This window comes from Marilutibacter chinensis (genome assembly GCF_021725675.1).
Lineage (GTDB): Bacteria > Pseudomonadota > Gammaproteobacteria > Xanthomonadales > Xanthomonadaceae > Marilutibacter > Marilutibacter chinensis.
Window position 1 is genome coordinate 1,203,643 of sequence record NZ_JAKJPO010000001.1, and the last position, 16,770, is coordinate 1,220,412.

General features: G+C 68.6%; 17 protein-coding genes. 6 read left to right on the forward strand and 11 right to left on the reverse strand.

Features of this window, described 5'->3' with window-relative positions; all coding sequences use genetic code 11:
- Positions 1-279 precede the first annotated feature (279 nt).
- Positions 280-1,206: a CPBP family intramembrane glutamic endopeptidase gene (locus L3V18_RS05400; RefSeq protein ID WP_237053609.1), complete on the forward strand. Its 927-nt coding sequence runs from the start codon at positions 280-282 to the stop codon at positions 1,204-1,206.
- On the opposite strand, the gene L3V18_RS05405 is transcribed toward L3V18_RS05400, so the two are convergent.
- Positions 1,181-2,197 (reverse strand): zinc-dependent alcohol dehydrogenase family protein, encoded by a 1,017-nt coding sequence (locus L3V18_RS05405; protein ID WP_237053610.1) that lies wholly within the window; start codon positions 2,195-2,197, stop codon positions 1,181-1,183. The genes L3V18_RS05400 and L3V18_RS05405 overlap by 26 nt on opposite strands.
- A gap of 184 nt (positions 2,198-2,381) precedes the next feature.
- Positions 2,382-4,265, reverse strand: a complete 1,884-nt coding sequence (locus tag L3V18_RS05410; protein WP_237053611.1) for a DUF3857 domain-containing protein — start codon at positions 4,263-4,265, stop codon at positions 2,382-2,384.
- A gap of 327 nt (positions 4,266-4,592) precedes the next feature.
- Between L3V18_RS05410 and L3V18_RS05415 the strand changes: the two genes are divergently transcribed.
- Entirely contained in the window at positions 4,593-5,306 is a 714-nt protein-coding gene (locus tag L3V18_RS05415; protein WP_237053612.1) for a pseudouridine synthase, read from the forward strand.
- 18 nt (positions 5,307-5,324) lie between these two features.
- Here the strand turns inward: L3V18_RS05415 and L3V18_RS05420 are convergent, their stop codons facing one another.
- The gene (locus L3V18_RS05420; protein WP_237053613.1) at positions 5,325-5,705 is read right to left on the reverse strand and encodes a SpoIIAA family protein; all 381 of its coding nucleotides are present in this window, start codon (positions 5,703-5,705) and stop codon (positions 5,325-5,327) included.
- 81 nt (positions 5,706-5,786) lie between these two features.
- Positions 5,787-6,236 (reverse strand): DUF1697 domain-containing protein, encoded by a 450-nt coding sequence (locus L3V18_RS05425; RefSeq protein WP_237053614.1) that lies wholly within the window; start codon positions 6,234-6,236, stop codon positions 5,787-5,789.
- 75 nt (positions 6,237-6,311) lie between these two features.
- Here L3V18_RS05425 and L3V18_RS05430 point away from each other — a divergent pair, with 75 nt between their 5' ends.
- A complete protein-coding gene (locus tag L3V18_RS05430; protein ID WP_237053615.1) occupies positions 6,312-6,605 on the forward strand; it encodes a GIY-YIG nuclease family protein in 294 nt (97 codons plus the stop codon).
- Between the two features lie 90 nt (positions 6,606-6,695).
- Here L3V18_RS05430 and L3V18_RS05435 read toward each other — a convergent pair whose 3' ends face one another.
- From L3V18_RS05435 to hutU, 5 genes are all read right to left on the reverse strand, one after another.
- Positions 6,696-8,099 carry an MATE family efflux transporter gene (locus tag L3V18_RS05435; protein WP_237053616.1) on the reverse strand — a complete coding sequence of 468 codons (1,404 nt, stop codon included), beginning with the start codon at positions 8,097-8,099 and terminating at the stop codon, positions 6,696-6,698.
- Between the two features lie 265 nt (positions 8,100-8,364).
- Complete coding sequence (locus L3V18_RS05440; protein ID WP_237053617.1) at positions 8,365-8,706, reverse strand: zinc ribbon domain-containing protein YjdM; 342 nt, start codon at positions 8,704-8,706, stop codon at positions 8,365-8,367.
- Between the two features lie 122 nt (positions 8,707-8,828).
- Positions 8,829-10,259, reverse strand: coding sequence for a DUF2867 domain-containing protein (locus tag L3V18_RS05445; protein WP_237053618.1), 1,431 nt, complete (start codon positions 10,257-10,259; stop codon positions 8,829-8,831).
- A gap of 15 nt (positions 10,260-10,274) precedes the next feature.
- Complete coding sequence (locus L3V18_RS05450; RefSeq protein ID WP_237053619.1) at positions 10,275-10,628, reverse strand: metalloregulator ArsR/SmtB family transcription factor; 354 nt, start codon at positions 10,626-10,628, stop codon at positions 10,275-10,277.
- Positions 10,629-10,768: 140 nt separating this feature from the next.
- Positions 10,769-12,445, reverse strand: a complete 1,677-nt coding sequence (gene hutU, locus L3V18_RS05455) for a urocanate hydratase (protein ID WP_237053620.1) — start codon at positions 12,443-12,445, stop codon at positions 10,769-10,771.
- A 161-nt stretch (positions 12,446-12,606) separates the two neighbouring features.
- On the opposite strand from hutU, the gene L3V18_RS05460 reads away from it, so the two are divergent.
- A complete protein-coding gene (locus tag L3V18_RS05460) occupies positions 12,607-13,224 on the forward strand; it encodes a TetR/AcrR family transcriptional regulator (protein ID WP_237053621.1) in 618 nt (205 codons plus the stop codon).
- Here the strand turns inward: L3V18_RS05460 and L3V18_RS05465 are convergent.
- Both L3V18_RS05465 and L3V18_RS05470 read right to left on the reverse strand, forming a co-directional pair.
- On the reverse strand, positions 13,218-13,655 hold the full coding sequence (locus L3V18_RS05465) for a hypothetical protein (protein ID WP_237053622.1): 438 nt from the start codon (positions 13,653-13,655) through the stop codon (positions 13,218-13,220). The genes L3V18_RS05460 and L3V18_RS05465 overlap by 7 nt on opposite strands.
- 389 nt (positions 13,656-14,044) lie before the next feature.
- Positions 14,045-14,425, reverse strand: a complete 381-nt coding sequence (locus L3V18_RS05470) for a hypothetical protein (protein ID WP_237053623.1) — start codon at positions 14,423-14,425, stop codon at positions 14,045-14,047.
- A 105-nt stretch (positions 14,426-14,530) separates the two neighbouring features.
- Between L3V18_RS05470 and L3V18_RS05475 the strand changes: the two genes are divergently transcribed.
- Positions 14,531-15,298 carry a ThuA domain-containing protein gene (locus tag L3V18_RS05475; protein WP_237053624.1) on the forward strand — a complete coding sequence of 256 codons (768 nt, stop codon included), beginning with the start codon at positions 14,531-14,533 and terminating at the stop codon, positions 15,296-15,298.
- An 80-nt stretch (positions 15,299-15,378) separates the two neighbouring features.
- Positions 15,379-16,689, forward strand: a complete 1,311-nt coding sequence (locus L3V18_RS05480; protein WP_237053625.1) for an alkaline phosphatase family protein — start codon at positions 15,379-15,381, stop codon at positions 16,687-16,689.
- The last annotated feature ends 81 nt before the right edge of the window (positions 16,690-16,770 follow it).

Sequence of the window (16,770 nt, forward strand, 5' to 3'; positions counted from 1 at the left end):
CATCCTGGACTTGTTCAGACGTCGCAAGGTCAAGCCAAGCTCGACCTTGCTCCACCGGATCAGGCTCCTGCGTGCTTGATCCGCGTGTGTGCCATCCCTGGCGCACGGAACCTCTGAATTGATCAGAGATTCCCTGGGCCTGTCCACAAGCAGTCCCCGCGTCCCGCCATGCCCGGGACGCGGCTACCGCGACGAACCTGCCATCGGTTGGGCGACGAATGGCGGATACCGTCGGCGTGCGCCTGGCTCATGCTTCCGCAGCCGCCACGGTGAGTCGCCATGCATCGTCGATCGTTCGTCCCCGGCCGCCACGCGAGCGTCGCGCTCGCCGTAGCCGCCATCGCCTACGCCATGGCGCTGCTGTCGCTGTCGCGCCAGCCGGATTTCTCCATCGCCGAGCCGCTGTTCCTGCTCGGCGTGCTGGGCGTCGCGTTTCCGCTGCTGGCCGCTTCGCTGACCCGGAGCCAGACCGCGGCGGTGCCGGCGGCGGCCCCGGCAACGCGTGCGCATGGTCTGTCGGCGGTGCTTGTCTACCTGGCCGCATTCGCGGCCCTGATCCTGGGCTGGGGATTCGGCGCGATCAACGACGCTTTCCCGGAGGAGCCGGCGCAGTCGAGTGTGCAGCTCCTGGTGAAGCTCGCCACGATGGTGGCGCTGCCGCTGTGGCTTTTCGCCACGCCGCGTCCGCTGCCCGGGCCGTTCGGCGCGCGACGCCTGTGGCTCGTGTTCGCGGTGATGGGTGCCGCCTACCTCGGACTGCAGGCGGTGTTCGGCCGCGGCCTGGCCGCGCTTGGCGAACTGGCGCCGGCGGCGACGACGCTGGCCTGGGCCGTCCCGCTGTGCTGGCTCTGGCAGACGATCGAGGCCGGGCTCGCGGAGGAAGTGCTGTTCCGTCGAATCCTGCAGGAACGGCTGGCGCATTCGACCCGCTCGCCGACGGCTTCGGTGGTCTGGGCTTCGCTGCTGTTCGGACTCGCCCATGCTCCGGGCCTCTGGCTGCGCGGCGGTCACCTGATGGAAGGCGTGGCAAGCGCCACCGCGGAGTGGGCGGTCGCCTACTCGATCGTGATGATCGCGCCAGCGGGGATCGTGTTCGGCGTGTTGTGGGCGCGCACGCACTCGCTGTGGCTGCTGGTACCGCTGCACGGTCTGGTCGACCTGATCCCGCAGCTGGCACCGTTCATCCGTGCCTGGACCGGTGGCTGACGGGATCGCCCGACGGCACCAGCAGGACCTTGCCCGAGCGCTCCCCCGCCGCGGCGGCTCCGATCGCCGCTCCAATGTCGTCGATGCCGTAGACCGCCTGCACCCTCGCCTTGAGCCTGCCGGATGCGATCAACGACACCAGTTCGGCGAACAACGCGTTGCGCGCGCCCGCGTCGGTGACCTTGTACCAGTGCGCCAGCCAGAAACCGCGCAGGGTGATGCCGCGGAAGATCAACGCGGCCGGCGAAACGGTGCAGGGCTCGCCGCCCATCGCGCCATAGTTGACCACGACGCCGCCGGGCGCCAGCGCATCGGCGATCCGTGCGGTCGCGGTACCGCCCACCGCGTCGATGCCGAGCCGGATCCGCGCCTCGCCGGTGGCGTCGCGTATCCGCTCGACCAGGCCGTCCCCATCGACCAGCACGACGTCGCCGCCCATCGCCTCGACATCGGCGACCGCCGACTCCCTGCGCACCACGTTCACCGTACGCACGCCGCGCGCCCGCGCCAGTTGCACCAGGTAGCCGCCGACAGCGGAGTTGGCCGCGTTCTGGATCACCCAGTCACCAGCCTGCAGCGGCACGGTGCCGGTCAGCAGCAGCTGCGCGGTCGGCGGATTTACGGTGAGCATCGCCAGCTGCAGCGGATCCGCGCCATCCGGCAGCGGAACCAATGCGCGGGCGTCGGCGACCAGATGGGTCGTCCAGGTGCCGCTGCCGACCGGCAACAGCACCGTCTGCCCCAGGGCCGGTGCGTCAAGGCCCGGCGCCAGTTCGACCACCCGGCCGACCCCCTCGTTGCCGGCGACCGCGGGCAGCGGCGGCAGCGACCCGTATTCGCCCGTCAGGGTCAGCAGGTCGGACGGGTTGATCGGCGCGGCCAGCACCTCGACCCGCACCTGGCCAGGAGCGAGCGCCGGCGGATCGAAGGTTTCGACCTCGACGACCTGCTGCGGAACCGGTCCGCGCGAACGGTACAGGACACGCTTCATCTGCCGATCTCCATACGGGCACTTTCGGATATCCAGCTTAGCGTCGTCGTGGCGGACGCGCCCCGATCACCGGGTGAACGCCCGCCGGCGCCCCCGCAAGGCGGATGCGCAAACCCCGGGCCGTGTCCGGACCCGCACCCGCCTGCCGGCATGCCGCCGGCAAGGACAGGCGCCATCGGCGCAACTATTCGGTGGTCGGCAGGTAGATGATCTGGGAACGCAGCTCCGGCATGATCCGGCGCATCATCGCCGCGTAGCCGGCGTTGTACTCCGGCGAGCACACCGGCCCCGGGGTGCGGTCGTTGAGCAGGCGATGCACCTGCACCGTGTTGCCGTCCCGGCGATAGCTCGCCGTGTAGCTCACGCCCTCGTACTCCAGTGACAGATCCTGCGGCAGCGCGACGATCCGCAACCCGTCGGCGAACTCCAGCTCGTACCGCTCCTCGGAGACGATGCCCGCGCAGCCGCTCTCGCCCGGCGGATGCTCGTCGCTGCCCAGGTTGCTCGTGACCACGCCGCTGATCGGCGCGAAGCTGACGAACCACGGCTGGACCTGGATGCCGGCCGGAACCGGCAGCATCTTCTCGACCTCGAATTCGGCATCGATGCTGAACTCCTCCAGCAATGGCTTCGGGTCCGGAAAGCTGACCTCGCCGCTGGCCTTCAGCGAGGCCTGCTGGAAATAACGCTTCACCAGCTCGTCGACATCGCTGGCCGGCATGTCGCGGAACTGGTCGCGCGCGGCGACCGCCAGGCGACCGCTCAGCTCCAGGCGCTGCGTGCCCGAAATCGAGCCGTCCGGATCGACCCGCAACCGGGTGACCAGCTTCTGCCCGTCCCGGCCGACGTCGTTGGCCGGCGTGCGCGCCTCCGGATGGTGGCCGTCGACCAGCAGCACCGGCTTGCCGGCCACGCTGCCCGGCAGGCTGCCGAACGGCACCGTTGCCGCGGTCGAATCCAGGTACAGATCCATGTCCGGGATGTAGCTGATCACGTGGTTCACCACCGACGCCACAGGAATGTCGGGAAGCGAATACGTTCCCCCGGCATTGATCAGCGCCTGTGTGCTGTCGATGCCCCGGGCCTTCAGCAGTGCCTGCAGCAGCGTCGCATGGTCCTTGCAATCACCCATCCGGTTGTCGAGCACGGCGTCGAGATCGCGCGGAACCACCGCGCCCAGCCCGATGCAGTTGCCCGCATAGGTGATGTTGCGCGAGACCCATTCGTACAGCCGCCTGGCGACTTCGCGCGGTTCCTGCGCGTCGCCGGCGATTTCGTCGGCCAGCTCGCGGATGCGTGGCGTGGGCACCGCCTTGGCATTGGCCGGTCCGCCATAGGCCTCCGCGATCTGCCTGTAGCTGTCGAAGGTCGAGAACGCGTAACCCGGATAGCGTTCGACGTTGAAGACGGTGTCGCGAAGGCTTTCCGGCTCCACCGGATCGCGGTTCTGCCAATGCCACTCGACGATCCTGCGATCGCCGCGGCGCTTCACCGTGGATTCGCGCATCTGCCACGTCCGGTGGCGCGCGTCGAGGTCCGCCGGCGCATCGACGGATACGGTGACGTCCCCGTAGTACGTCGCCGGACTGAAGCTCTCGATGACCGAGAAGTGGCCCGCGAACAACGGCGTATTCGTCGTCAGCCGGTACGAGAATACCGTCGTGTCGCCGACCGCGAGCTCGGGAAACACCACCGTCAGCGTCGAGCGGTCCGAGTAGACAGGAGAGTCCCCGTCCTGCCCCGAGCTGGCGCTGACCTGGTAGTTGCCCGGCGGGACCGGAATCCTGCGGCCGTCGGCCTTCAGCGTGTACGCCTCCAGGATGTCGGCCTTCTGGATGCTCGTGCTGTAGCTCACCGAGGCGTTCTTCGCGTACTCGAGCGCCGGCTCCCTGAGCACCCGGGTCGCCGTTTCCCGCGACTCCGAGTAGCTGCCGTCCTGATTGACGACGTACTGGATCCTCTCGTACTCGACCTGCCACGGGCGGTCATCGGCTTCGGTCGCGGCCGCGCCGCAGGCGACCAGCATGGCGATGGCGAATACGCCGGCCTTCCAACGTTCCAGATTCACGAGTCCCCTTCCTCCATCTCATGGGTTCATTCCCTGTCCGCAGCCCGCCAGCAGCGCGTGCGGCCCGTCCACGCCCCCGTATCCGGCGGGTGCCGGCATCCTACACCCGCGCGACGGCCGCAGAGTGACCCGCCCGGTTGCCCGGAGGCCATGCGCACGCCACCCGCCACACGTGCCGGCAGTGGCGTTCCTCCACAGTGCTGTCGTGCCCCGATGAACGCCGGCTCACGGATCCCCGGTTGGCAGATGCGCAAACGCCCCGGCTGTGACAGGATTCGCGCCCGCCTGCCGGTCCCGTGGCAGCGTCGCGGACCGCCCGCCCTGCCCATGCGCCTGAACAAGTTCATCAGTGATACCGGCTTCTGCTCCCGGCGCGAGGCCGACCGCCTGATCGCCGCCGGCCGCGTCAGCGTCAATGGCCTGCGCGCGCGGATCGGCACCGGGCTGGCCGAGGGCGACACGGTGCTGGTCGACGGCGAGGCCCTGCATGCCCGCAGCGCCGCCCGCGGCCGGCGCCGGCACGTCTACATCGCATTGAACAAGCCGGTCGGGATCACCTGCACGACCGAGTCGGGGGTCAAGGGCAACATCGTCGACTTCGTCGGCCACGAGCAGCGGATCTTCCCGATCGGCCGTCTGGACAAGGATTCCGAAGGCCTGATCCTGCTCACCAGCAACGGCGACATCGTCAACGAGATCCTGCGCGCGGAGAACAAGCTGGAGAAGGAATACCTGGTCGCGGTGAATCATGCAGTGAGCGACGAGTTCCTCCGCGGGATGAGCCGGGGCGTGCCGGTACATGGCCAGACGACCCTGCCCTGCAGGGCCGGCAGGCTCGGCCGCTTCGGTTTCCGAATCGTTCTCGTGCAGGGCCTGAACCGGCAGATCCGACTGATGGCCGCCCACTTCGGCTACCGGGTCAAGCAGCTGGTCCGCGTGCGTATCGGCAACGTCAAGCTCGGACATCTCAAGCCGGGCCAGTGGCGCAATCTCACCGACGCCGAACTGCAGGGCCTGCTGCCGCGGCGGACCGAATGGTGATGGCGGCCGACCTGTCCGCTATCTGCGCGGAACCGGTTGCGACGCCCAGGTCATCGCCGCACCGCGCTCATCAGGCTCGAACGTCTTCAGCTCGGTAGTCGGCACCAGCTTGCCGACGAACGTCGACACGTTGGCCAGCCAGTGACGCTCGGTGACCACCGCCGCGCGCGCGAACCGGCTGTACTCGCCGAACTTGTCGATCGCGTAGCGGACATCCTTGCCCATCGCTTCCGCACTCATGCCGGTCATCCCGGTGAGGTCGGTATAGACGGCGATGCGGGGATGCATCGACAGGCGGGTCTCGATCTCGGCGACGCAGGCGTCGTAATCCTCGCCGGTCAGGGTGCCGGTGAAGTGGAATGCCGCCACGTGCGGCGCGGATGGCAGGATGTCGATCATGGTGCGGTCTCCATGCGGATCAAGCCCCTGCCCGAGCCGATCATGTCACCGGCGGCGTTCAACCGCCGTCAATTCCGGAACTCAACCGCGCGCCCTTTCCACCAGCCTGGCGATCGTGTTCATGTTGCGCGCGGTGCCGGTCTTCGATGCAGGGACGTTGAGTTTCGACTGCGCCATGCCGTCGCCGTAGTGGACGTATATCTCACGGCGCCCCAGCGCCAGCTGTTCGTCCTTGCGCCCGCTGACGCCGTCCAGCGCATCCGCCGACGGAGCGTCATCGGGGAATATCGCGACCACCCGGTTGGGCGCGGCGTCCGGGAACGGGTGGTCCGCCAGCACCGCCGACATTTCCTCCGGTGAACGCACCATCACGCCCACCGGCCTGCCCGCGTATGCTTCGAGCACCGACTCCAGCATCGCTTTCACCCGTGCGCTGGCGGCGTCGCTGCGCAATACGACGTTGCCGCTGGCGATATAGGTGCGCACCTCGCTGAAACCTGCCCGTTCGCACAATCCGCGAAGCTCGGCCATGGAACGGGCCCCTTCCAGTACACCTGCGCAGGTGATGGCAATGCCAATGTGGCGCCGCGCCGCTACACTGCGGCGATGTCCAGCTGGTTCGTCTACCTGATCGAATGCCGTGGCGCCCGGATCTACACCGGGATCGCGACCGACGTCGAGCGCCGCTATCGGGAGCATGCCGCCGGCAAAGGTGCACGCTTCACCCGGGCATGGCCGCCGGAGCGCCTGCTGGCCCGCTTCGAGTATCCGGACCGCTCGGCCGCCAGCCGCGCCGAGCACGCCATCAAGCGGCTGTCGCCGGTACGCAAACGGGCGTTGTGCCTGAAGTACGCGGCGCCCGAGGTGCCGAGGCGAGCCGTTGGGGCGGCTCCGACATAGGCGGGCGCCGCCTCCGACGGGACCGGCCGCCCGTGCGCCCGTTCCGCGGACGGCGCGCACGGACGGAGCGTCCCATCCGTGGGCAGCCCGCTACACCTTCGCCGCCTTCCAGCGACCGCGCGAGAACAGCCACAGCGTGAACAGGCCGACCGCGGTCTCGGACACGAAAACCGCCCAGAACACGCCCGAGTGCTGCCAGTCGAGCGCGATCGCCAGCAGGTACGACAGCGGGATCTGGATCAGCCAGAAGAACACCACGTTGATCCAGGTCGGCGTTGCGGTGTCGCCGGCACCGTTGAATGCCTGCACCGACACCATCCACCAGCCGTAGACGAAGTACGAGTACGACAGGATTCGCAACCATTCGCCGCCGATCGCGATCACCGCGGGCTCGTCGGTGAACAGGGCGACGATGCGGTCATGGAAGAAGAAGAACATCACCGACACCGCGAGCGTGAAAGCCATGTTGTACCAGCCGATACGCCATACCGAGGCCTCGGCGCGGCCCGGCTCGTCGGCGCCGAGGTTCTGCCCCACCAGGGTCGCGGCGGCGTTCGACATGCCCCAGGCCGGCATCAGCGTGAACATCATGATCCGGATCGCGATCGTCGCGCCGGCCACCGCCTCGCTGCCGAGGCTGGCGAGAATGCGCAGCAGGAAGATCCACGAGGTGGTCGCGACGATCATCTGGCCGATGCCGCCCAGCGAGGTACGCACGATGTTCAGCATCGTCGCGCCGCGCAGAACCAGCTGCGACGCGGCGACACGGATGTGGCGGCCGCCGCGGAACAGCACCCACAGCTGCATCAGGACGCCGGCGCCGCGGCCGATGTTGGTCGCGATCGCCGCACCCTCCACCCCCATCGCCGGAATCGGGCCCAGACCGAAGATCAGGATCGGATCGAGCACGATGTTCAGGCCGTTGGCCACCCATAGCACCCGCATCGCGATCGCCGCATCTCCTGCCCCGCGGTAGATCGCGTTGATCACGAACAGCAGCAGGATCACCGCGTTGCCACCGAGCATCCACTGCATGTAGCCGACGCCGTGCTCGAGCGTCCACGCATCGGCGCCCATCAGCTGCAGCAGTTCGCGGGCGTAGACGATGCCAGCGATCGCGAACGGCACCGACGCCAGCAACGCGACCAGGATCGCCTGCACCGCGGTGACCGCCGCCTCGTCGGGCTTGTGCTCGCCGATCCGGCGCGCGACCACGGCGGTCACCGCCATCGACAGCCCCATCGCGACCGAGTACAGCAGAAACAGGTAGCTCTCGGTCAGTCCGACGGTCGCCACCGCCGATGGCCCGAGCTTGCCGACGAAGAAGATGTCCGCGACCGCGAACGTCGACTCCAGCACCAGTTCCAGCACCATCGGCACCGCCAGCAGGAACACCGCGCGGCGGAGCGGGATCTTCGTGTAGTCGGCGCCGGTACCGCGGACGGCGTCGCGCAACTCGCTCCACAGCGACGGCCGCGCCGAGGGGGCCGCCATGGCGGCTTCCGCCGCACCGGACTGCGGGACGGACGTGTCTTGTTCGTTCATCGTTGACATGGTTCTGGTATCCAATGGTGGGCAGCCGACGGACAGCTGCACCCGGCCGGCCTGCATATCGGTACGACGATCGGCAATGCCCGCGATCGACAGCCAGGCGACGCCCGTTCGGGGCAGGCAGGATCATCGGAACCTGCCGCGACGGACGGCAGGCGGCGGACCGCAGAAGGTGCCGGGCCCGCGGCGGCTCCACCGGTCGTCGCGGCTACGCCTTCCTGACGAATTCCGACTTCAGCTTCATGGCACCGATACCTTCGATCTTGCAGTCGATGTTGTGGTCGCCTTCGACCAGGCGGATGTTCCTGACCTTGGTGCCGACCTTCACCACCGAGGAGGAACCCTTGACCTTCAGGTCCTTGATCACGATCACTGCATCACCGTCGCCCAGCACATTGCCGTTCGCATCGACGACGACGGTCTCCTCCCCGGCGATCTCCGCCACTTCACCGGCCACCTGCTCATGCCCGCACTCGGGGCAGACGACCAGGTTGCCGTCCTCGTAGGTGTATTCGCAGCCGCACTGGCGGCAAGGGGCAGAGGCGTTCATCGCGAGCCGTTCCAACATGCGCCTGCGGGGCGCGAGGGCCGTACATTCTGACGCATTCGCGGGCGGAGCGGGGCGAGAACCGCAATCCCGCGAGTTCCGCCACAACTGCCGACGCGCCGCCGTCACGCGACCGGCAGCGGCAGCAGTACGCGTGGAGCGCCAATCCCCGGTACGTCCGCGACCGCCCGTGCCACGTGTGCGACAGCGGAACGCAGCATCGTCGGTGCGACATGGCGGCGATGCGTGCGCGTGATCATCGCGATGTAGAGCCGGCCAAACAGGTTCGTCGGCCGGACCCGGGTTCCCAGTCCGAACCGGGTCGTTCCATCCGTCATCCGCTCAACGCGCACGCAGGAACGGAACGACAGATGTCTGTCGTCCGCTCCCAGCAGCACTTCCACCCAGCGCCCGCTCTCTTCGCGGCGCACATCCAGCACCGGAAAGCGTCCGTCGAAGCGCTGCCGGCAAGGCCCCTCCGACAGCAGCGACGATGCCGGACAGCCCAGGCGCGACGTCCGCAGCCCCAGAGGTCGGACCAGCACATTGCGGAACGCCATCAGCCCGGTGACGCTCGCAGCCTGATTGCACACGAAGCCTTCCAGCATGCAGGCCATGATCCGCTCGACGTCGGCCTCCGGCATGGTCCCGGAAGGCAGCTCGAGCGCGAACCAGTCCTGATGCACGTTGGCACCATCGAGCACGTCCGCCAGCAACGAACCGGGCGGCGGCGACGGATGTTCGTCGACCCTGCAGTGCCCGGCGTTGCGGGCGGCAAACCCCCGGGGTTTCCTCGTGCGACGCATGCGCGCACCGAGAATGCCCGCCATCGAACGTGAGCGGCGACAGGCCCGCCCCGCAAGGCTGTCCGCGGGCGCCGACAACGCCAGGACGGTCGCCGGCACCTGGCCGGCGGCGAAGGCCTCCGCGACTGCTTCTGCCACGGTATCCGGCAGCAGCTCCGTCAGCGACGGAATGTCCCCCTGCCCGGCGCGGACCAGGCGCTCGAGTTCCGACGACAGTCCGCCGCCCAGCTCGTTGCTGTGACAGGACAGGGCCATCAGGGCCGGATGCCCCGCGGCGAGCGGAACGAAGCGATGCCAGGTGCCGCCGCCGAAGCGGACGGTGAACATCGCATCGGGGGGCACGTCGACGCATTCGAGCGTGCGGGCAAAACCACGCGGATCGGCGTCGATCCGTTCCCGCGACTCCGTCGAAAAGCACAGCCGCGCACCGCCGCTGCCGGCGACCGCGGTGAACACGCGGTGGCCGGCATGACAATGGAATGGATGCCCCTGCGGACCGACGACGAAGGAATACAGCGCGGTCGGATCGCCGCGCGACAGATCCATGCTGCCGATACGTGCCGACGGCTCGTCCAGGGCGTCGGCGTGATGCGGATGGCGCGCCTGCAGCGCGGCCGTCGAGGCGATCAGCCGGTCCCCTTCACCGATTCCAAGCTGCCCGACCAGCGTCACCTCGACCGGCAGGCCGCCGGAACGGGACCGGAGCGAGACCGATGGAAAAGTGTCGACGCGTCCCTGTGCGATACCCATCAGTGGCCTCCGGCGTCAGGACTTCGAGGATCCGGTGTCGTCGTTGCCGCGCCCGCCGCGTTTCTCCTGCGCACGGGCCCGGCTCTCGCGCTTCAGCGGCCGCGCCACCGGACACGCTTCGGTCATCCAGCCGAACAGCGTGTTGGTCAGTCGTTCGGTCTGCTGGCGGAAGTAGACGAACTGACCGCGGCGCTCGCGCACGATCAGGCCCGCGTCCTCCAGCACGCGCAGGTGACCGGACAGCGCCGGCTTGCTGAAGTCGAAGCGCTCGCCGATTTCGCCCGCGGTCATCTCGCCCTCGCTGAGATAGGCCAGGATCTTGCGGCGGGGAACCGAGGCGAGCGCCTCGAAGACACGATCGATCGACATTGTGGCGACAATAGTTAATTAATTTATTAACTATTTACTCCGACTCCGCCGCGGATGCAACCCCCTTCGCCGGCCGGGATCCGGAAACGACGACGGCCCGGAGCCGGCCGGGCCGTCGCGATGCTGCCGGGACCGCGACCTTACGCCATCGGCAGCTTCAGGCCCTGCTCCTTCGCGCACTGTTTCGCGGCCTCGTAGCCAGCGTCGGCGTGGCGCATCACTCCGGTACCGGGGTCGTTCCACAGCACCCGGGCGATGCGCCTGTCGGCGGCTTCGCTGCCGTCGCAGACGATCACCACGCCGCTGTGCTGGCTGTAGCCCATGCCGACGCCGCCACCGTGGTGCAGCGACACCCAGGTCGCGCCGCCGGCGACGTTGAGCATCGCGTTGAGCAGCGGCCAGTCGGACACCGCGTCGGAGCCGTCCTTCATCGCCTCGGTCTCGCGGTTCGGGCTGGCGACGCTGCCGCTGTCCAGGTGATCGCGGCCGATCACCACCGGCGCCTTCAGCTCGCCGTTGCGGACCATCTCGTTGAAGGCGAGGCCGAGCTTGTGGCGCAGGCCGAGGCCGACCCAGCAGATCCGCGCCGGCAGGCCCTGGAAGCTGATCCGCTCCCTGGCCATGTCCAGCCAGTTGTGCAGGTGGGCGTCGTCGGGGATCAGTTCCTTGACCTTGGCATCGGTCCTGTAGATGTCCTCCGGATCGCCCGACAGCGCGACCCAGCGGAACGGTCCGACGCCGCGGCAGAACAGCGGACGCACGTAGGCCGGTACGAAGCCCGGGAAGTCGAACGCGTTCTCGCAGCCCTCGTCCTTGGCCATCTGGCGGATATTGTTGCCGTAGTCGAAGACCGGAATGCCCATGTCCTCGAAGTGCAGCATCGCCTCGACATGGACGCGCATCGACTTCTTGGCCGCGTCGCGCACACGGACCGGATCCTCCTTCTGCATCCGCTCCCACTGCTCGACGCTCCAGCCGATCGGCAGGTAGCCGTGCACCGGGTCGTGCGCGGAGGTCTGGTCGGTGACCGCATCCGGACGCACGCCGCGCTCGACCATCCGCGGCAGGATCTCGGCGGCATTGCCGAGCAAGGCGATCGACTTCGCCTCGCCGGCTTCGGTGTACCTCTCGATCCGCGCCAGCGCGTCATCGAGGTCGCTCGCCTGCTCGTCGACGTAGCGCGTGCGCAGGCGCATGTCGATCCGGCTCTGCTGGCATTCGATGTTGAGGCTGCAGGCGCCGGCGAGCGACGCCGCCAGCGGTTGCGCGCCACCCATGCCGCCCAGGCCCGCAGTCAGGATCCACTTGCCCTTGAGGTCGCCGCCGTAGTGCTGGCGGCCCATCTCGACGAAGGTTTCGTAGGTGCCCTGCACGATGCCCTGGCTGCCGATGTAGATCCACGACCCCGCCGTCATCTGCCCGTACATCATCAGGCCTTTGCGGTCGAGCTCGTTGAAGTGCTCCCAGTTGGCCCAGGCCGGCACCAGGTTGGAATTGGCGATCAGCACCCGCGGCGCATCCGGATGGGTCGGGAAGACGCCGACCGGCTTGCCGGACTGCACCAGCAGGGTTTCATCGTCGCCAAGCTCCTTCAGCGATTCGAGGATCGCGTCGAAGCTGTCCCAGTCGCGCGCGGCGCGGCCGATGCCGCCGTAAACCACCAGATCCTCCGGGTGCTCGGCGACCTCCGGATCGAGGTTGTTCTGGATCATCCGGAACGGCGCCTCGGTCAGCCATGACCTGCAGCTCAGTTCGCTGCCGCGCGGCGCGCGGATCGTGCGGGATGGATCGTGGCGGTTGCGGACGCTCTGGCTCATGAGGGGCTCCGATGGTCATGCCCGAAGGGCGGGCGTTCGATGCCGCCATTATCGCGCCGCCGCGCATCGCGGCACCGCCGCCGACGCATCGATGACCCCGCACCGCGGTCGATTCCGGCGCGAAACCGGCCGGAACCCGCGGTTTTGTTTACGCTGTACACATGAAAGCCCGTTCCGATTCCGCAGGTCGCATCCTCCGGGCCGCCCGCCGCCTGTTCGAGCGTGAAGGACCAGCAGGGGTGACGATGCGCCGGGTCGCGGCCGCGGTCGGGCTGTCACCGATGGCGATCTACCGTCACTTCGAGAACCGCGAAGCCCTGCTGGCGCGGATCGGCGAGGACAGCTTCGAGTCGATCGCCGGGCACTGGTCGGCACGCGCGCAGGGGCTCGATCCACTGACCCGGCTGATCGAGGTGCATCGCCTCTATCTGGACTACGCCCTCACCCATCCACACCTGTTCGACCTGGCGTTCTCGATGCCGCGGCGCGACGCGAGACGCTATCCGGAGGACTTCCGCGCACGCCGCTCGCCGACCCTGACCGTGGTCGCCGACGCGGTTGCCGATGCGATCGCGGCCGGCGCGCTGCGCGAGGACGACGCATGGGCCGTCACCATGACGCTGTGGGCGCACACCCACGGTCTGGTCGCGCTGTACCGCAGCGGCCGCTTCAATTACGACGAAGCGATGTTCCGCGACTTCTACGAGCGGTCGCTGCAGCGCCTGTTCGCCGGGCTGCAGGCGGACCGGCATGAACCGGCCCGCCTCCCCGATCAGTGATTGCGCTGCACCGGTCGCTGCGGGATCCGGTCGCGGACGTGGGTACCGACCTCCACGCCCGAACGCCTGGCCGCCTCGATCGACTTGCGCCTGGCCTCGTCTTCCCGCACCTGGGTATCGATGCAGTTGTCCGGTCGCGCGTCACTGCCGGGACGGCCGGCGCAATAGGCCGGACCCGGTCCGCCGGCCGGCCCGGGTTTGCGTGCGGACGCCTTGTCCTGTCCCCGCGCGTCCACGTCGTGGCCCTGCCCGCTGCGCGGGTCGACCAGGTGCACGCCGGGCTCGTCGATGGTCTGCGCATCCGCGCCTGCCGGAACGCCGCACCACAGCGCCGCCCAGAGCGCGATCAGCGCAAGGCCGGAGCGGTTGCCCGTGCGCAGGTGCAGCGCGGGCCGGAAGAGCGACCGAGAAAACGACTGTAAATAGTCCATGGCGAAAGGCTTCTTGTTCTTGTCGGCGGATCGGCCGCGATCGCGGCCTGCCGTGCGGGCCGGCGCCGAAAGCCGTGGCGACGGCTCGGGCACCGGAAGCTCCCATCCCTGGAAATGCGACGTGCCGCACCCTTGGCGGCGAACGGCCGACAAGGATAACCGAGGAGGCAGACTTGGCATAAACGCCGCCTGTACGGAGAAAACCGGGTGCGGACGGCGATGACCGGAAACACGGGCAACCGGCGAAAAAGCAGCGGAGCGGGCACCCGGGACCCGGGGGAAGGTCGTGGAGGACGTCCGGATGCACCGCTCCAACAGCATGGTCAACGGATCGGGAACCGCTGAGCGGACCATGCAGGAATCGGGTCGCCGAAACCGCGCGGTCCCGCTCAGTCGTTGGCGCGGTTGAGTATCTGCGTGCTCGTCTCGGCGGCATGCACGCGCGTCCCGACGTCGGCGCGGCCGCTGGCCTCCTGGTCGTCGCGGTCATGGGCGCGGCCGCGGGCAGCGGTGCAGTCGCGAGAGCGGATATTCGAACCGGTCTGGCGCATGCAGCGTGGAGCGTGTGTCCCGTCGCGGTCGGCGGCGACTCCACCGGACCGCGCTTCGACTTCCGCATCCCCCTTCTCCGGCTGTACCGAGGCGGCCCGGGGCATCTGCGCCGATGGCACCTCGGCGGTCTGCGCCGTGGCGTCCAGCGCCGATGCGCCCAACAGGAGTGCGATACTGGCCAATATGGACTGTGGTCCGATGGAATTGCCGCGGCTCATGGGATGGTTTCTCCAGCAGGTGACGTCGTTGCCACGATTACCCTGTACGTCGCTTGCGGCCGGACCGTCGCACCCCTGCAGCCTCCATGTATGGAGAACCCGATCGTGAACCGAACCCGGCGGCTCCTGCTGTCGATCTGCCTGCTGGCGGGCCTGTGCGCCTGTTCCGGGGACACTTTGTCGAACGGGCCCGGCGCAACCGAGGCGACGCCTCCATTGCGCATGCTGGTTTTCACCCGCACCACAGGATGGCGACACGACTCCATTCCGGATGCGCTGAAGACGCTGCGTCAGCTTGCGGAAGCCGAGTCGATCGCCGTCGATGCCAGCGAGAATCCCGCCGACTTCAATCCCGGCAACCTCGCCCCCTACCGGCTGGTGGTGTTCGCCAACACCACCGGCGACGTGCTCGACGAGCACGGGCAGCGGGCGATGAAGGCTTTCGTCCAGAGCGGCGGCGGCTTCATCGGCATCCATTCGGCAGCCGATACCGAGCACGACTGGCCGTGGTACGGGGACCTGGTCGGCGCATGGTTCGCCAACCACCCGCCGGGCCTGCAGAGCACGCGCGTGGAATTCGCCCGCGAAGGCATCGCGCCCGGGGAGCGTCACTGGCCGGTCACCGACGAGATCTACAACTATCGCGACAACCCACGCGGCCGCGTCACGGTGATCGCCACCGTCGACGAGACCCTGTACGAAGGCGGTGGGATGGACGGCGACCATCCGATCGCCTGGTGTCATGAACGCCTCGGCGGCCGGGCCTGGTATACGGGCCTCGGCCACGATCCGGCCGTGTACGCGGACGCGACCTTCCGCCGTCATCTGGCCGGCGGCCTGCGATACGCAGCAGGGCTCTCCGCGCAATGCTGAGCAGCCGGCCGCAAGCAGGTCCCCGCTCCGCGGAACGACATCCCCCATCGCCTGCAACATCTCCCCGTCAAGATCGCTCCATGCCATCCATCCCGATCCGTGCGCGCGCGGCGCGCGCCGCCCTGGCTGCCGTTCTGGCCGCCGCCGCTCTCCTTTTCCTTGCAGCCTGCGTTTCGTCGCCGCATGAAGCGCGGGGCGGCCCGGCCGCGGCCCGGGTCCCGAACTCCTCACCACCCGTGCTGTTGGTGTCGATCGACGGCTTCCGCCCCGACTACCTCGAGCTCGGCATCACTCCGAACCTGCAACGCCTCGTCGACGGCGGCGTCCGCGCCGAATGGATGAATCCGTCCTATCCGTCGCTGACCTTTCCGAACCACTACAGCATCGTCACCGGACTGCGCCCGGACCGTCACGGCATCGTCCACAACAGCATGGAGGACGCCGGGCTGGGCGTGTTCCGGTTGAGCAACCGCGAGGCGGTGGGCGACGGCCGCTGGTGGGGCGGCGAACCGATCTGGGTCGGCGCGCACAAGGCGGGGCTGCCGAATGCGACGCTGTTCTGGCCTGGCAGCGAGGCGCCCGTCCAGGGCGTGCGCCCGGACCGCTGGAAGCCGTTCGATGCCGACATGCCCTACGAGACACGCGTCGACACCGTGCTCGGCTGGCTGGCCGAACCGGCGGCGACCCGGCCGCGCATCGCCACCCTGTATTTCGAGCGCGTCGACAAGGCCGGCCACGACCACGGCCCGGATTCGCCGGAAACGCGAGCGGCGGTCGCCGAGGCCGACGCGGCGATCGGCAGGCTGCTCGACGGGCTGCAGGCGCGCGACCTGCTCGACGCCGTCAATCTCATCGTCGTTTCCGACCACGGCATGGCGGCGACCCGGGGCGATCAGGCGATCGCGGTGGAGGACATCGTATCGATGCAGGACGGCAAGGTCGTGTCGTACGGCCAGTCGGTCGGCATCGAACCGATGCCGGGCCGCGCCGGCGAAGTCGAACGCAGGCTGGTCGAACGGTCCGCGGGGCGCCACGAGCACTACCAGTGCTGGCGCAAGCAGGAACTGCCGGCGCGCTGGCACTACGGCCGCAATCCGCGGGTGCCGTCGATCATCTGCCAGATGGACGAGGGCTGGGACGCGATACCGGCCGAGTACATCGAACGCCGCCGCACCGCCGGTACCCGCGGCTCGCATGGCTACGATCCGGCATTGCCGTCGATGCGCGCTCTGTTCGTCGCGCATGGGCCCGCGTTCCGCGACGGCGTGACCGTGCCCCCGTTCGAGAATGTCGATGTCTATCCGCTGCTGGCACGGCTGGTCGGCATCGTCCCGGCGGAGAACGACGGCGACATCGCCCCGCTGCTGCCGGCACTGGAAAGCGAGGAGTGAGAGGAAACAGGCCCAGCACTCGGGCCTGGCTTCCCATACCTTCATCGATGTCCGAAACCGGCGAGTCGATGGACGCAGGCG

Bases quoted from the DNA above. Each gene is read 5' to 3' on its own strand.
- L3V18_RS05400 (WP_237053609.1), top strand. From the start codon at position 280: ATGCATCGTCGATCGTTCGTCCCCGGCCGCCACGCGAGCGTCGCGCTC.
- L3V18_RS05425 (WP_237053614.1), bottom strand. From the start codon at position 6,236: ATGGCCGAGCTTCGCGGATTGTGCGAACGGGCAGGTTTCAGCGAGGTG.
- L3V18_RS05435 (WP_237053616.1), bottom strand. From the start codon at position 8,099: ATGGCGGCCCCCTCGGCGCGGCCGTCGCTGTGGAGCGAGTTGCGCGAC.
- L3V18_RS05430 (WP_237053615.1), top strand. From the start codon at position 6,312: ATGTCCAGCTGGTTCGTCTACCTGATCGAATGCCGTGGCGCCCGGATC.
- L3V18_RS05470 (WP_237053623.1), bottom strand. From the start codon at position 14,425: ATGAGCCGCGGCAATTCCATCGGACCACAGTCCATATTGGCCAGTATC.
- L3V18_RS05450 (WP_237053619.1), bottom strand. From the start codon at position 10,628: ATGTCGATCGATCGTGTCTTCGAGGCGCTCGCCTCGGTTCCCCGCCGC.
- L3V18_RS05420 (WP_237053613.1), bottom strand. From the start codon at position 5,705: ATGATCGACATCCTGCCATCCGCGCCGCACGTGGCGGCATTCCACTTC.
- L3V18_RS05465 (WP_237053622.1), bottom strand. From the start codon at position 13,655: ATGGACTATTTACAGTCGTTTTCTCGGTCGCTCTTCCGGCCCGCGCTG.
- L3V18_RS05460 (WP_237053621.1), top strand. From the start codon at position 12,607: ATGAAAGCCCGTTCCGATTCCGCAGGTCGCATCCTCCGGGCCGCCCGC.
- L3V18_RS05480 (WP_237053625.1), top strand. From the start codon at position 15,379: ATGCCATCCATCCCGATCCGTGCGCGCGCGGCGCGCGCCGCCCTGGCT.
- L3V18_RS05445 (WP_237053618.1), bottom strand. From the start codon at position 10,259: ATGGGTATCGCACAGGGACGCGTCGACACTTTTCCATCGGTCTCGCTC.
- hutU (WP_237053620.1), bottom strand. From the start codon at position 12,445: ATGAGCCAGAGCGTCCGCAACCGCCACGATCCATCCCGCACGATCCGC.
- L3V18_RS05405 (WP_237053610.1), bottom strand. From the start codon at position 2,197: ATGAAGCGTGTCCTGTACCGTTCGCGCGGACCGGTTCCGCAGCAGGTC.
- L3V18_RS05415 (WP_237053612.1), top strand. From the start codon at position 4,593: ATGCGCCTGAACAAGTTCATCAGTGATACCGGCTTCTGCTCCCGGCGC.
- L3V18_RS05440 (WP_237053617.1), bottom strand. From the start codon at position 8,706: ATGAACGCCTCTGCCCCTTGCCGCCAGTGCGGCTGCGAATACACCTAC.